Source organism: Rothia sp. 18CD1-1 (genome assembly GCF_055285355.1).
Genome location: NZ_JBUZLI010000008.1, coordinates 322,308 through 336,812, shown reverse-complemented (window position 1 = coordinate 336,812; position 14,505 = coordinate 322,308). Strand labels below are relative to the sequence as shown.

At 53.1% G+C, this 14,505-nt stretch carries 13 protein-coding genes; 10 read left to right on the top strand and 3 right to left on the bottom strand.

Features of this window, described 5'->3' with window-relative positions; all coding sequences use genetic code 11:
• Nucleotides 1-28: 28 nt before the first annotated feature.
• The 8 genes from ACS1BR_RS08555 to ACS1BR_RS08520 all read left to right on the top strand — a co-directional run bounded on the left by ACS1BR_RS08555 (nucleotide 29) and on the right by ACS1BR_RS08520 (nucleotide 8,454).
• On the top strand, nucleotides 29-1,123 hold the full coding sequence (locus tag ACS1BR_RS08555; protein WP_463561534.1) for a 2,3-butanediol dehydrogenase: 1,095 nt from the start codon (nucleotides 29-31) through the stop codon (nucleotides 1,121-1,123).
• A 281-nt stretch (nucleotides 1,124-1,404) separates the two neighbouring features.
• On the top strand, nucleotides 1,405-1,842 hold the full coding sequence (locus ACS1BR_RS08550; protein ID WP_463561533.1) for a hypothetical protein: 438 nt from the start codon (nucleotides 1,405-1,407) through the stop codon (nucleotides 1,840-1,842).
• A 98-nt stretch (nucleotides 1,843-1,940) separates the two neighbouring features.
• Nucleotides 1,941-3,026 carry an App1 family protein gene (locus tag ACS1BR_RS08545; protein WP_463561532.1) on the top strand — a complete coding sequence of 362 codons (1,086 nt, stop codon included), beginning with the start codon at nucleotides 1,941-1,943 and terminating at the stop codon, nucleotides 3,024-3,026.
• Nucleotides 3,027-3,454: 428 nt separating this feature from the next.
• On the top strand, nucleotides 3,455-3,679 hold the full coding sequence (nrdH, locus tag ACS1BR_RS08540) for a glutaredoxin-like protein NrdH (RefSeq protein WP_463561531.1): 225 nt from the start codon (nucleotides 3,455-3,457) through the stop codon (nucleotides 3,677-3,679).
• A gap of 108 nt (nucleotides 3,680-3,787) precedes the next feature.
• Entirely contained in the window at nucleotides 3,788-4,249 is a 462-nt protein-coding gene (gene nrdI, locus ACS1BR_RS08535) for a class Ib ribonucleoside-diphosphate reductase assembly flavoprotein NrdI (protein ID WP_463561530.1), read from the top strand.
• Nucleotides 4,219-6,399, top strand: coding sequence for a class 1b ribonucleoside-diphosphate reductase subunit alpha (nrdE, locus tag ACS1BR_RS08530; protein WP_463561529.1), 2,181 nt, complete (start codon nucleotides 4,219-4,221; stop codon nucleotides 6,397-6,399). The genes nrdI and nrdE overlap by 31 nt, the downstream gene beginning before the upstream one ends.
• Before the next feature lie 191 nt (nucleotides 6,400-6,590).
• The gene (gene nrdF, locus ACS1BR_RS08525) at nucleotides 6,591-7,565 is read left to right on the top strand and encodes a class 1b ribonucleoside-diphosphate reductase subunit beta (protein WP_463561673.1); all 975 of its coding nucleotides are present in this window, start codon (nucleotides 6,591-6,593) and stop codon (nucleotides 7,563-7,565) included.
• Between the two features lie 49 nt (nucleotides 7,566-7,614).
• Entirely contained in the window at nucleotides 7,615-8,454 is an 840-nt protein-coding gene (locus tag ACS1BR_RS08520; protein ID WP_463561528.1) for a hypothetical protein, read from the top strand.
• Between the two features lie 498 nt (nucleotides 8,455-8,952).
• On the opposite strand, the gene ACS1BR_RS08515 is transcribed toward ACS1BR_RS08520, so the two are convergent.
• Nucleotides 8,953-9,771, bottom strand: a complete 819-nt coding sequence (locus tag ACS1BR_RS08515) for a hypothetical protein (RefSeq protein ID WP_463561527.1) — start codon at nucleotides 9,769-9,771, stop codon at nucleotides 8,953-8,955.
• Nucleotides 9,771-10,292, bottom strand: coding sequence for an ImmA/IrrE family metallo-endopeptidase (locus ACS1BR_RS08510; protein ID WP_463561526.1), 522 nt, complete (start codon nucleotides 10,290-10,292; stop codon nucleotides 9,771-9,773). The genes ACS1BR_RS08515 and ACS1BR_RS08510 overlap by 1 nt, the downstream gene beginning before the upstream one ends.
• Before the next feature lie 732 nt (nucleotides 10,293-11,024).
• Here ACS1BR_RS08510 and ACS1BR_RS08505 point away from each other — a divergent pair.
• Nucleotides 11,025-11,747: a lipoyl protein ligase domain-containing protein gene (locus ACS1BR_RS08505; RefSeq protein WP_463561525.1), complete on the top strand. Its 723-nt coding sequence runs from the start codon at nucleotides 11,025-11,027 to the stop codon at nucleotides 11,745-11,747.
• A gap of 17 nt (nucleotides 11,748-11,764) precedes the next feature.
• Here ACS1BR_RS08505 and ACS1BR_RS08500 read toward each other — a convergent pair whose 3' ends face one another.
• Nucleotides 11,765-12,298 carry a GNAT family N-acetyltransferase gene (locus ACS1BR_RS08500; RefSeq protein WP_463561672.1) on the bottom strand — a complete coding sequence of 178 codons (534 nt, stop codon included), beginning with the start codon at nucleotides 12,296-12,298 and terminating at the stop codon, nucleotides 11,765-11,767.
• Nucleotides 12,299-12,481: 183 nt separating this feature from the next.
• Here ACS1BR_RS08500 and thrS point away from each other — a divergent pair, with 183 nt between their 5' ends.
• Nucleotides 12,482-14,488: a threonine--tRNA ligase gene (thrS, locus tag ACS1BR_RS08495; protein ID WP_463561524.1), complete on the top strand. Its 2,007-nt coding sequence runs from the start codon at nucleotides 12,482-12,484 to the stop codon at nucleotides 14,486-14,488.
• Nucleotides 14,489-14,505: the final 17 nt, after the last annotated feature.

The following is a 14,505-nucleotide window of genomic DNA, read 5'->3' as shown; positions in this document are numbered from 1 at the left end:
AGATATAGGTCTTGGAGTGTGACTGATCATGAAAGCAGCTCGATTTTACGATCGCGGAGATATCCGTATAGAAGATATCGAAGAGCCGAAAGCCCGGGCAGATGAGGTTTTGGTAAAGGTGGCCTGGTGCGGCATCTGTGGAACTGACCTACACGAATACCTCGACGGTCCCATCTTTTGCCCCACCCGCAACACGCCGCACCCTATTTCGGGTGAGACTGCCCCGGTCACTATGGGGCACGAATTCTCCGGTGTGGTCGAGGCGCTGGGGGAGAGCATCGACGATCTTGAGGTAGGCGACCACGTGGTTGTTGAGCCCTACATTATTCGCGACGATGTCAATACCGGCCCCGACTCCCGCGACTACCATCTTTCCCCGGACATGAACTTTATTGGTCTGGGCGGCCGCGGTGGCGGACTTTCCGAGAAGGTAGCGGTTAAGCGTCGCTGGGTTCATAAAATTTCTAAAAATATTCCCCTCGACCAGGCCGCACTGATCGAGCCGCTGACCGTGGGCTACCATGCGGTTGATCGTGCCGGTGGCGTGAGGGAAGGCCAGGTTGCACTGGTGACAGGTGCCGGACCCATAGGTCTGCTGACAGGTGCCGTGCTCAAGGCACAGGGGGCGACCGTTGTTGTCTCAGAGATTTCTGAGCTGCGCCGCCATAAAGCGATCGAAGCGGGTGCGGCAGACTATGCTTTCTCACCCGCTGAGGTAGACATTGTTGAGGAGGTCCGGAAACTCTCTGCAGACGGCTCGGGTGCAGACCTGGCATTCGAATGCACCTCTGTTCAGGCTGCCCTCGACACCCTCCTTGACGCGGTGAGGCCCACCGGTAGAATCGTGGTCGTTTCAATTTGGGGTCAACCCGCCACCGTTGACATGCACAAAATAGTGATGAAAGAAATCGATATGCGCGGCACTATCGCCTATGTCAACAACCATCCCGCCACCATTAAACTGGTGGAGTCGGGCAAGCTCGACCTTGCCCCTTTTATCACCGGGAAGATTCTTGTGGACGACCTTGTTGATCAGGGTTTTGACACTCTGATCAACCACAACGAGACCGCGGTGAAGATCCTGGCCACCACAGACCGGAACCTTCTAGAGTCCGAAAAATAAATTTGCTGGCGGGAGGCTCCGGGCCCGGAGCCTCCCGCCGAGCTTTTCTTGCCGATAGGATCCGACCGCCACAGAATGTTGGAAATGAAGAGTCGGTAAATTATCGTGTGTGGAAACGGGTGCACAGCGGGCCTATCGGCTAACCTAGATATAGACACTGTGTCTGCATACGGTTCTACCGAACCCGCCGGATAGGTGAAGGCTTTGCAGGCAGCCACATAGAGGCCCGGCTACGGTTTATCCGGGTGCACACATTTATTTTCACCAGTGAGGTATTGCGTATGGCTAAGAAGAAGGTTCTCGTGGCACTAGCGATTGCTACCGGTGCTTTACTCAGCGGTTGTGCAACCCCCCTTGTACCGGGTCTAGCTATCGAGCAGACCACCAATTTTGAGGATAATCGCGACTCCGTGGTGGTTGAAGCCTATGTGACCGACTCTGAGACCGGTGAACTGAAACCCGGCAGCGTGCGCTTCTACCAGGACCAGATGCCCTTTGACGGTAACCAGGCTGAATTTGGGGAAAGCGAAACCTTTTTCAAAATTATTGCGGACAATACTGACGAACTTGCCGGACACCGTCTCACCTTAACAGTTTCAAGCAGTAATCCTGACGACAGGGTCTTTTGCGCGATCAAAGATACCAGCATCTTTGAACCGGTGCATTCGGCCGAGGCCGACGGTGAAGGAAGCGCCACCTGCCAGGTTGAAATGCACTAGTTTTACGGTGAGTACAGGAACGGGCTAGAATCCATGAGCGGTGGGTTCTAGCCCACTCTTATATATTTTCTCTTCTGGTACTACGAAAGATTAAAACTATGAGTACATTGGGGCCCAGCGAGATCCGCACCTTTGTTACCGAGGTAGCAGATGAAGCGGCGAATATGGGCTACCGCGTTGCGGATCGGGTACACAGCTGGCGAGAAAGACGTGCACAGCACAGGAGAGAAGAGCCGGTTATCCTTCCCTCAGTGGGGTACGGTGCACCGGGCTGGGTGCGGGTAATAGGCCGGGCCCTCTATAAGACCCAGCTCTTTGAAACTCTGGCTAATGCCATTATCGCCGAAACCGACCCGCAGGAGCCAATACGCGGTTGGCGTTCTTTCACATCCATCGCTATCTCCGATGCGGATGTTACGGTGACCATCGACGGTCAAACATTTGAGGTGCGCACCGACCGCGGCGGTGTACTCGATGTGCGGATCAATGTCGATCTTGAGCCCGGAGTCCACGATGTCTATATGCAGATCCCGGGGAGTGACAGAGCAAAAACCAGTGTCTATATTGTGCCACCCGAGCAAAGAATTGGGGTGATCTCCGACGTGGATGACACCGTCATGGTGACGGCTTTACCCCGCCCGCTCCTCGCCGCCTGGAATTCGTTTGTGCTCAACGAGCATGCGCGCACCCCCACGCCGGGCATGGCCGTGCTCATGGATAGAATACACCGGGCTCATCCGCAGGCCCCCTTCATGTATGTATCCACCGGTGCCTGGAACGTTGCCCCCACGCTGAGACGGTTTTTAAGCCGTAATGCTTTTCCCAAGGGAACCTTTTTGCTGACTGACTGGGGGCCAACCCCTGACCGGTGGTTTAGGTCGGGGACACAGCATAAAGTGAACTCGATGAGGCGACTGGCTGCCGAATTTCCGCAGATAAAGTGGATACTGATTGGTGATGATGGCCAGCGTGACCCCGATATTTATAACGGTTTTGCCGTGCGTTATCCCGAGAAGGTGGCGGCTATTCTTATTCGGAACCTGACCCTGGGGGAGTCGGTGTTGGCCTCCGGCCGTGTCTGGGGCGATAAACGCGCCCAGCAGATTGTTAGCGGTAACCTGTGGATGGAAGCCAACGACGGCGCCAGCCTTATCGACTCCCTGAAAAAAGCGGGTCTGCTCTAGCCGCAGCTGGAAAGAAAATCAACCTCGGTTTCCGACATGCCGGGGGCAGAAAAAATTATACAAAATTATGGGAAGCCCCTCCGAACCTTCAAGACTCATGTGAGACTTGAAATGCACGGGGCGGAAATTCGCGGGATAAAGATTCGGGCAGTAGGCACCCTCCACAGGTGCCCGGCTGCGGAGACCCTACCCCAAAAATGTGGATAACCCACCCGCCTCCGCACAAATAGGCCAAAGTATCTGTGGATTAAAAAAATATACAAAAACTTGGGATAACCCACACTATCTTGGGGTGTGGACTGCGGATAGCCACTAGATGTAGTATTGATTCCTGTTGGAGGGGCACTAGCCGATCTACCATCAATCAGCTGGCCGTAGCCCATCCCGCAGTATTTTCAAACCACATATTTTCCAAGGAGACCAGACCAATGTCAGTTACGGTGTACACCAAGCCCTCGTGCGTTCAGTGCAACATGACCTACCGTGCGCTCGATAAAAAAGGCATCGAATACAGCACCGTTGACGTGACCGAAGACGCTGCGGCTCTGGCCCGCATCAAAGAGCTGGGTTATATGCAGGCTCCTGTGGTCATTGCCGGCGAAGAGCACTGGTCAGGTTTTCAGCCGGACCGCATCAACGAATTGGCAGCCTAAAGAGGCTTCTGCCAGGATCCCGAGCGTGGCGGCCCTCTTGAACCGCCGGGATATGCGCGGGAAGCAGGGCAAACCCAAGCGTTGTAGGGAAAGATAGTTTCGGTAGGTATGGACACAACAGCTGCACAGGCAAACCCCGCTCAGACTGTCGAAGAGGGCGGCCCCCTGGTTGTATATTTCTCATCGGTTTCAGAAAACACCCACAAGTTCATTCAAAAACTGAGGGCCAGAAGCATTCGGCTACCCCTGAGAACTCAAGATACCCCCCCGACCGTCAACGAACCCTATGTTCTCTGCGTGCCCAGCTACGGACGTCCGGGAGGAGCCGGGTCTGTTCCCCCGCAGGCGGTTAAATTTCTCAACCGCAACCGGGCCAACCTCAGGGGCGTTATCGGGGCGGGGAACACAAACTTTGGGGCCCTCTACTGCGTGGCGGCAGACAAGGTAGCGGCCAAGTGCGGGGTCCCGGTGCTCTATAAGTTTGAACTCATGGGCACCCCAGAAGATGTCAACAAAGTCAACGAAGGATTGGAAGAATTTTGGATTCAAAACTCCCTGTACCGGGGCTAAGCCAGGAACCGGGGCACGAAGACCCCACCGTGGCCGAAAAATTTAGGGGACTAGGTTACCACGAGCTCAACGCCCTGCTCAACCTCTACGATGAAAACGGCCGCATTCAGTTTGACGCAGACCGGCAGGCAGCACGCCAGTATTTTTTGCAGCACGTCAACAACAATACGGTTTTCTTCCACGACCTTGAAGAGAAGATAGACTACCTCATCAAGCACCAGTACTACGAACAAGAAATTTTTGACAGGTACAGCTTTGAGTTTGTCAAATCACTCTCCAAGCTGGCCTACTCCAAAAAATTCAGGTTCCCCACCTTTTTGGGGGCTTTCAAGTTCTACACCTCCTATGCGCTCAAAACCTTTGACGGTCAGCGCTACCTGGAACGTTTTGAAGACCGCGTGGTGATGGTTGCCCTGCTTTTAGCCGAGGGAAACCAGGAACTGGCGCAGCAGATCGTTGAAGAGATTATCTCCGGCAGGTTCCAGCCGGCAACCCCCACTTTCCTCAATGCCGGTAAAAAGCAGCGGGGTGAGCTGGTCTCCTGTTTTCTGCTCCGTATCGAAGACAATATGGAGTCGATCGGGCGGTCCATTAACTCCGCCCTTCAGCTTTCCAAACGCGGTGGCGGGGTCGCCTTTGCGCTGACCAACCTGCGTGAGTCCGGGGCGCCCATTAAAAAAATTGAAAACCAGTCGTCGGGTGTCATCCCCGTGATGAAACTGCTGGAAGACTCGTTCTCCTATGCCAATCAGCTGGGGGCCCGCCAGGGCGCAGGGGCAGTTTATCTGCACGCTCACCACCCCGATATCTACGCCTTTCTTGACACCAAGCGGGAGAACGCCGATGAGAAGGTTCGCATTAAGACGCTCTCGCTCGGTGTGGTGATCCCCGACATCACCTTTGAGCTGGCAAAGCGCAACGAAGACATGTACCTCTTCTCTCCCTACGATGTGGAGCGTATCTACGGTGTACCCTTCTCCGATATCAATGTTTCCGAGAAATATTACGAGATGGTGGATAATGCGCAGATCCGCAAGCAGAAGATTAACGCCCGCGAGTTCTTCCAGACCCTTGCCGAGGTCCAGTTCGAGTCTGGCTACCCCTACGTGATGTTTGAGGACACGGTCAACCGGGCAAACCCAATCGAGGGTAAGGTCATTATGTCTAACCTCTGTTCGGAGATTCTGCAGGTGTCTCAGCCGTCGACCTATAACCCGGATTTGAGCTACGAGACCGTGGGCAAAGATATTTCCTGCAACCTTGGCTCACTCAATATTGCGCTGACCATGGATGGAAAGAATATCGGTGACACCGTTGAGGCTGCGATTCGTGCGCTCACCTCGGTGTCTGACCAGTCAGATATCGCCTCTGTTCCCTCGATTGAACGCGGCAATAACATGAGCCATGCCGTGGGGCTGGGACAGATGAACCTGCACGGCTTCTTGGGGCGCGAACGTATCTACTACGGTTCCGAGGAGGCCCTGGACTTCACCAACATCTATTTTTATACGGTGACCTACCACGCGATTCGCACCTCTATGCTTATCGCCAAAGAACGGAAAGAAACCTTTGCCGGTTTTGAGAATTCCGACTACGCAAACGGTAGCTACTTTGCCAAGTACACGGAGAACACCTGGGTGCCCCAGACCGAGCGGGTAGCAGAGCTCTTTGAAGGCCACCATATCCCAACCAGGGAAGACTGGGTGAAGCTGGCAGCAGATGTCGCCGAGTTCGGCATGTATAACCAGAACCTTCAGGCCGTTCCGCCCACCGGTTCCATCTCCTATATCAACGGGTCAACGTCGTCGATTCACCCTATCGCGTCGAAGATTGAGATCCGAAAAGAGGGTAAGCTCGGCCGTGTATACTACCCGGCTCCCTATCTCACGAACGAGAACCTGGACTACTACCAGGACGCCTACGAGATTGGTTACGAGAAGATCATCGACACCTACGCCGTGGCAACCCAGCACGTTGACCAGGGCCTGTCTCTCACCCTCTTCTTCAAAGATACCGCCACCACCCGCGACGTGAACAAGGCACAGATCTACGCTTGGCGTAAGGGGATCAAGACCATCTACTATTCGCGTATCCGCCAGATGGCGCTGGAGGGCACCGAGGTTGAGGGTTGCGTTTCCTGTATGCTCTAGGAAATTGGGGTTGTGGCGGTTACAAGTTGACCGCCACAACCTCACCGTTGGGCTGCTGCCCTTTTCAGTAGCCGTGACACAATAGAACCAAATGTACTTCTGCCCGCTCTGTACCGTATCGCGCCGAACCGGCGGTGCGAGTGTAGGAGTCAAAAAGCTAACCCCGTGAGAGGAAGTCTGCCGCAATCATGATGAGTGAAAAAGTGAAGCTGGTTCACCATGTTGAGGCTATCAACTGGAACCGTATTGAAGACGAGAAAGATCTTGAGGTGTGGGATCGTCTCACCGCTAATTTCTGGCTTCCCGAGAAGGTTCCGCTGTCTAACGACGTGCAGTCCTGGAAAACCCTCACCGAGGAAGAGCAGCAGCTCACTATGCGCGTGTTCACCGGGCTGACCCTTCTCGACACTATTCAGGGGACCGTGGGAGCTGTCTCTCTACTTCCCGACGCGATTACATCCCACGAGGAGGCGGTCTACACCAATATCGCTTTTATGGAGTCCGTGCACGCTAAATCCTATTCCTCAATTTTTTCGACACTTGCCTCAACCAAGCAGATCGATGCCTCTTTCCGCTGGGCCGCCGAGAATGAGCACCTGCAGAAAAAGGCGAATATCGTGATGGACTACTACACCGGCGATGATCCGCTCAAGAAAAAGGTGGCTTCAACCCTGTTGGAGTCCTTCCTTTTTTATTCGGGATTCTATTTGCCCATGTACTGGTCTTCACACGCCAAGCTGACCAATACCGCGGACCTCATTCGGCTGATTATTCGTGACGAAGCGGTACACGGCTACTATATCGGCTACAAGTTTCAGCGCGGACTGGAAAAAGAAACAGCACAGCGGCAGCAGGAGCTCAAAGACTACACTTTTGACCTGCTCTATGAGCTCTACGAGAACGAAGTGGCTTACACCCACTCGCTCTATGATTCGGTGGGACTCTCCGAAGACGTAAAAAAATTCTTGCACTATAACGCCAATAAGGCCCTGATGAACCTGGGCTATGAGGCCATGTTCCCCGCATCGGTCACCGATGTGTCACCGGCAATTCTTTCTGCACTCTCTCCCAATGCCGATGAGAACCACGATTTCTTCTCGGGCTCCGGATCCTCCTACGTGATCGGCAAAGCGGTCAACACCGAGGATGAAGATTGGGACTTCTAAGAGGTTGAGTGTATCTGAAATTTAAATTCCGTTGAATTTTGGAGGTAGTGTGACAGAGCAGTGGACTCCACTAGGAGTCAGGCTGGGTATGCAGGAACCAATCCGACTAAAAAATGATTTCTCTGAGGATGAGATTACAGCTAAAGGAATACTTGATTGGCTGAAATATGCTGTTTCTTCATTCGTTCTTCATGAATTTCATCCGCTTATTGGTAGTTGTAATATTCCTGTTTATGTAGATGATTGGGGTTTCCCGATGTCTAATGAAGAACGTGTGCTTGAATATGCTGCAAGCGGTGAAATACCCTTGCTTAACTCGGTGGAATACGTGGCAGCTAAGACAGAATCTAGCGAGACCGTAGAAAGATTGAATTCTTTGTGTCTAAACTACAATGTCAACTGGCGTTTTGATACTGACTCCATGAGACTTGTGCGGCGCATTCTCCCGAAGTCCCAAGAGCATTACCTGAATCTAGTTCAAAGCACCGAGGATCCTTGCTCCGAGTATCTGCAGCAAGCATTCATAAACGCCTACGGACATAACGGTAATGCCGGTGAAGCCTGGGTAGCATCACGGAAGGCTGTCGAGTTTCTTTTGCATCCCATCGTGATTCCAAAGGATGAACGCGCGACTATCACCAAGATGCTTAAAGCTATAAAGGATGCTCCGCATAAGTGGGCCTCGGATATACCTATCAATCCTGATGATAATGCCGAACAATCGGTCCTAAAATTCGTTGAATTATTGAAGATGATGCCGTATGAACCTGGACACCATGGGCAAAAACCGGGAGTAGCAACGTTGGAGCAGGCGCGTACTCAGTTTAATCTTGCCCTTTTAGTCTGTCAGATCATCATGGATGGTGGTTTTCGCCTGGCTGATAGCTGATTCCAGTGCAAAGAAGCAAGCGATTCTTTAAATATAAGTGATCTGCTTTTTAATGATGTGCTCTCTGAGTATTGAATATATTCAACTGCTAGGGACGGGGTGGAGAGGGTATATTAGGCATTCCTAAGAGCAGAAGGAAATATTCTCCATTCGGGCTGAGATTGTCAATCAGGACCAAGATTTGTTGAATATTAAGTTCTTGATGCGCGCAGAACGTGCGCTTTTGGCTGCTGAGCGTCGTTCTAACCTGGATGTCTAAGACGGCTACATACTCGCAACCAGAAAAGCTAGATCTCTGAGCCTCTGAGGAAGAAAGAGGAAGAATACTATGACTAACCTGCGCTCTCCACCCTAGACCACGAACTGGGCGACCAGGAATACGGGAAGAACATATCCCTAACCAGCTCTCTTATCGCCAGCAAGTTGAATGTCAGCTTCTACGCCGCCGAGATATTGGTCGACGACCGCTAGAGGCGTCTACCTACGAGAGGACGTGGCCTAAAAGGATTTATTCTCGTTTTCTTTGAGGTGAGCAACAATGATTGCGTGAACGTCCTTCACAAAACTTTCGGCTGCTTCATAAGGATGTTCATATTCATGAGCCGATCGCCTCACCTCTGCTTCTCTAAGCATTCTCTTAGACTGAGCAGAAAGCTCTCTCCCCGAGTCCTCAATCACTGTCTGTAGCTCAGTCTCTACTTCTGTGATGTTATACTGAAGAACCCGTTCTCGTTTTTCACGTTTCTGCTTAATATCGCTCGACTGGGATAATGCCTTCTGCACAAAGAGCTTGTCCTCTATGGACATCCAATCATCGTCTGCCTTGTTGCCAAAGCTTCGCATCACTGCTGAAGCGTATTCAGAAATTAGCTGGTTCTCGTGGTCGGAGTGCTCCACGGCCCATCGCATTCGGTCGCGAAAATCTGATTTCTCTGCTTCATTAGAACGCGACTTATTGGTTTTCCAGGCGATCCATGCACCTGCGACCACAATAACTCCACTGAGGTTGCGGATGCTGTCACCAGCTACAGCCCAAACGTGGTCCTTGTTTTCTGCGAGCAACAGCACACAGACAAAGATGATGAGGACCAGAAGACCAAGGATGCACAGCCCTGCGTGTAGCCAAGTAAATTTTCTAGACTTCAGTTGATCATTATCATCGCTGTAATCTTTCCCAAGGCTTTCCAAGTCAACAGATGTTGTAACACCGTCACCCTGCTTGGTCCGAGGCTCGGAGGTAGCTACTTGTGACTGTGCTAGAAATTCTTCAGCCTGACGGGCCTCAGAAGCTCTCCTAGGTGAAAATAAGCTATCCATTAAGCCACGTAACTTAGCCCGAGCGTATTAAGACGAATTCCCATAGCTTCGAGTGAAACTCCAAATCCAGAGGCCATCTCTTCCCTGGTTTTACCCTCATAGTTCCACAGCCGCACTACTGATTCAGGCATTAAGAGGCTGGCTGCAAAGGTGTTTGCATCGATTTCACGCTCATCTGTACCGCGGCTGGCAACCTCATCTCTATACTCCACGAGGCCCAGTCCGTTCAGTTTCTCGGGCTCATTCTCCTTTATATAGGTAAAGTGGCCAATCTCGTGGGCTAGCGTAAATCTCTGCCGGTTCGGGTGTCGGCCATCATTGATGACCGCTAGAACAGGTGATTCAGAGTCTTCTTTAATAAGAAGTCCGTCAACATCAGCAGGGAGACCCGTCCGGTGTTCGACCTTGAGACCCAATCGTGCAGCTACATCATAGGGGTCTATGGGGAACTGAATAAATCCAGCTTCATTGGCACAATGATTACTGATTGTCGTGATAGCTCTACGTTCAGCAGGTCGCATGTTTTTCCCGCCTCCCTAGTTCTCTAAATGTATCTACATCTTGTCTTTGAGACTCAATTCTACAGGATCTTCTGTATGTAAGCCGGGTGATTTGCTAGCGAAGGGGTAAGACAATCGAGACATCGGTGTAATGGGAGGCGGCAGGTGTTCCATGGGAGGCCTCTGCTAAAAAGAGCTGAAGGGGGATCTATACAGGGTATGGGCAGGTTGTTTTAGCGGACCATTGACTGGGATGCCGGTAGCATTAGCGAGTACTTGGAGATTCTTTGCGGAGATGTGGCTTCTGCTTCCTCAGAGTTCTAGGGTCTGACAGGTCGTATTGAATATTTGCATCAGCTCTGACTATGAAACATATTATGGAATGTTCCCAGGTGGTCATTCTTCCCTTACGCTTCTTGAAACCTGCCCCAAATGAAGATTATTCCAAAAATGAATTTGAGCATTTTCCGCATTCAGAGAACAAGAACAGGTATAGTAGCAATCAACATCAAGGTCTTGATGCACTCAAGCTGATTGGAACAATGCCATGTCTGTAATGTACATGTACGAAAAGTCAAATCTCCGGGATTTCGATTGCTCATAGGCTCAGCAGAGAAAGTAGAAGAAATGGTCTGGTCCATGAGTGGCGATCACAAATGGCATCCGATGCACAGAAAGGTCAGAAAGAACAGCGGTTACCAACTCAGCCCAGATAAACCTATTCATTTTTAAGATGTTGAGCTGGCAATATTTATGAACATACACGTTATCCGCGACCTCCACCGCCCCGGAGACCATATGTATTCATTTCAGGAGTCGGTGAGCCTGCTGCGGGCGGTGGGTCGCGGGGAGCAGCCTTCGGTGCTTCGCCTCTATCGGCCGGCAAAAAATATGGCTTTTGGCCGTAGGGATGAGCTGAACCCAAAATTTGAGAATGCGCGGGCAACAGCCGTGGCGCACGGCTACCGGCCCCTGGTACGCCCCGTGGGTGGCCACGCCGCCGGCTACCACCCCGGCTGCCTGATCGTCGATCATTTTCAGGCCGATCACGATGCGGTCAGCGGAACCGTGGATCGCTTCAATGCCTTTGGGCAGCTATTTCAGCGGGCTCTCACCGCGCTGGGAGTTGAAGCCGGTGTGGGTGAAATAGCGGGGGAGTACTGCCCCGGTCAGCATTCGGTACACGCCTACCTTTCCTCGGGTAGGCCCATAAAAATTGTGGGCACAGCCCAGCGGGTGGCCGCAGGAGCCTGGTGGCTGAGCGCCGGAATCGTGGTTGACGGTAGCGATGAGCTGCGTGCTGTCACCCAAGACGTCTATAGGGCCTTGGGGTTGGACCTTGACCCTCAGACGGTGGGAGCTCTCACTGATATCGACCCCGAATTGACCGTCGCCGATGTTGAAGACGCTGTGGTTGAAGCCTACGCGGACCCGGGGTGGGGAAGAGGCCCCGGTTGGAGTGTCGGTGACAGCTAGGGTGCGGTTTCACTCTGCTAGTAGATGTCATCGCTGTCCTCTGGATTCTGCCAGCGTCTAAAACCCAGGGTCAGGTAAAGAGCCAGCGCGGCAGCATTTGACTCGGGGATACGCACGGTGACTTCGCCTATTCCTGCCCTGTGCATGGTGTCAAGGCTGAGCCGAATAAGCTGTTCAGCCAGCCCCTCCCTACGGCGAGAAGCCGCGGTTACCAGTTCGTAGATGGTGGCAATACTGGCTGGTTCCACGCTGTCTTTGCGGTTATACAGACAGAGCGCTGCGGCAACGACTCTGCCGTTGGGGTCAACAACCATGGGGGAAGCCTCGGGATAGAAGTCTCCGTGGCTACCGTCAAGTATGGAATACACGTCTTGGAGTGCCCGGTCCTGCGAGGTGAGACTGCCGTCATCGTAGGCGTTAAAAAGTAGGCGGGCGAGTGCCCGAGCATCCTGAGGCCGAACGGGGCGGGTTTCAACAGATACTGCCCGCGGGTTTTTGGCGGTGTTCGTAATAAGGGTAATCATCCTCCGGTCCATGAGAGCCTCCTGCATCGTGATCAAGCTATACCTCTAAGAGTAACGGTTATCACCTCACCGTGGGGAAAAATATTTAAAATCTCACCGAAGTCGGAGCTGTCTGCAGTAGACTTAAGACGATTTGTGCCCGCTGTACCGCACAGAGAAAAATCGAGCGTGCCCCCTGTACGGGTGCGCACACAACGCAGAGGAGACCCATTGTCTGCCGAGAATATTAGGGTGAACGTTGCTGGCGAGTCGCGGTCTGTAGCTGCTGGAACCACTGCCGCCGACCTTTTTGCTCACCAGCGCGAAATCGTTGTTGCCAGAGTAAACAATGTGCTGGTTGACCTCACTCAGCGGTTACAGGATGGCGACACGGTTGTACCTGTCTCGATCCATGAGGAAGAGGGGCTTAACGTGCTGCGTCATTCCGCCGCACACGTGATGGCGCAGGCGGTACAGGATTATCGCCCAGACGCCAAGCTCGGCATTGGCCCCTATATTACCGACGGTTTTTATTTCGACTTTGATGTGAGAGACCCCTTCACCCCCGAAGATCTGAAAAAGATCGAGAAATCAATGGTGAAGATTATTAAATCCGGCCAGAAATTTAGGCGTAGAAGCGTGACCCAGGCTCAGGCCCAGGCTGAGATGGCAGACGAACCCTACAAGCTGGAACTCCTATCTTTAGCACAGGGGCCCGGTTCCGGGGCCGAGGAAGCAGAAGGAGCCTCGGTCGAGGTGGGCGGGGATGAAATCACCATCTACGATAACGTGCACCCTAAGACCGGTGAAGTGGTCTGGAAGGATCTTTGCCGCGGACCCCACCTGCCGGACACCAAGCTGATTGCTCACGGCTATGCGCTGATGCGCGCCGGCGGTGCATACTGGCGAGGCTCGGAAAAGAACCCTATGCTACAGCGGATCTACGGTACCGCCTGGCCCAGCAAGGATGAGCTTGCCGCCTACAAGGAACGTATCGCCGAGGCTGAGCGCCGAGACCACCGTCGTTTAGGCGAGGAGCTTGACCTTTTTTCTTTTCCCAAGACTATTGGCCCCGGTCTGCCGGTTTTCCACCCCAAGGGGGGCATTATTTTGCGGGAGATGGAAAACTATGTTCGCGAGCGTCATATTGCCGAGGGTTTTCAGTATGTGAAGACCCCGCATATTGCTAAAGAAGAGCTGTACTATACCTCCGGCCACCTGCCCTACTACGCCGATGGCATGTTTCCGCCCATGGATGCTGAGGGTCAGGCTTACCGCCTCAAGGCCATGAACTGTCCCATGCACAACGAAATTTTTCGCTCCCGCGGCCGCTCCTACCGGGAGCTTCCGCTGCGTCTGTTTGAGTTTGGTACGGTCTACCGCGATGAGAAGTCGGGGGTTTTGCAGGGGCTGACCAGGGTGCGTATGATCACCCAGGACGACTCGCACAGCTACGTGACCAAGGAACAGGCTCCCGATGAGGTGCGGCACCTACTGCGGTTTATGCTGGATTTGCTGAAAGATTTCGGCCTGTCTGATTTTTATCTTGAACTTTCTACCCGGGACACCGAGGGGGATAAGAAGGACAAATTTATTGGTACCGACCGACAGTGGGAGGAGGCAACCGCGATCCTCGAGCAGGTTGCGGTAGAGACGGGGCTTGACCTGGTTGCCGACCCCGGTGGTGCGGCTTTCTACGGGCCCAAAATTTCGGTGCAGGCCAAAGATGCGCTGGGACGCACCTGGCAGATGTCAACGGTACAGTATGATTTCAACCAGCCCACTCGGTTTGGTCTGGAGTACCAGGCATCTGACGGGAGCAGGCAGGAGCCCGTGATGATCCACTCGGCAAAATTTGGTTCTCTGGAACGTTTTTTTGGTGTACTCACCGAGCACTACGCCGGTGCCTTCCCCGCCTGGCTTGCCCCGGTGCAGGTGGTGGGTGTACCGGTTGCCGAGGCCTTTAACGATTACATGGGGCAGGTAGCTGCCCGGTTAGCGGCCGAGGGGGTGCGCGTAGAAGTCGACTACGGGACCGACCGGTTCCCCAAGAAGATCCGTACCGCCTCTAAAGAGAAGGTGCCGTTTATTTTGATCGCCGGCGGTGAAGACGCCGAGAACGGTGCTGTATCTTTCCGGTTCCGCGATGGTAGCCAGCATAACGGTGTGCCTCTTGATGAGGCCGTGGCACGAATTGTTGCCCATGTGCGCGGTCGTATCAATGAGGATCCCAGGTAGGGGGCGGTCTTTTGTTT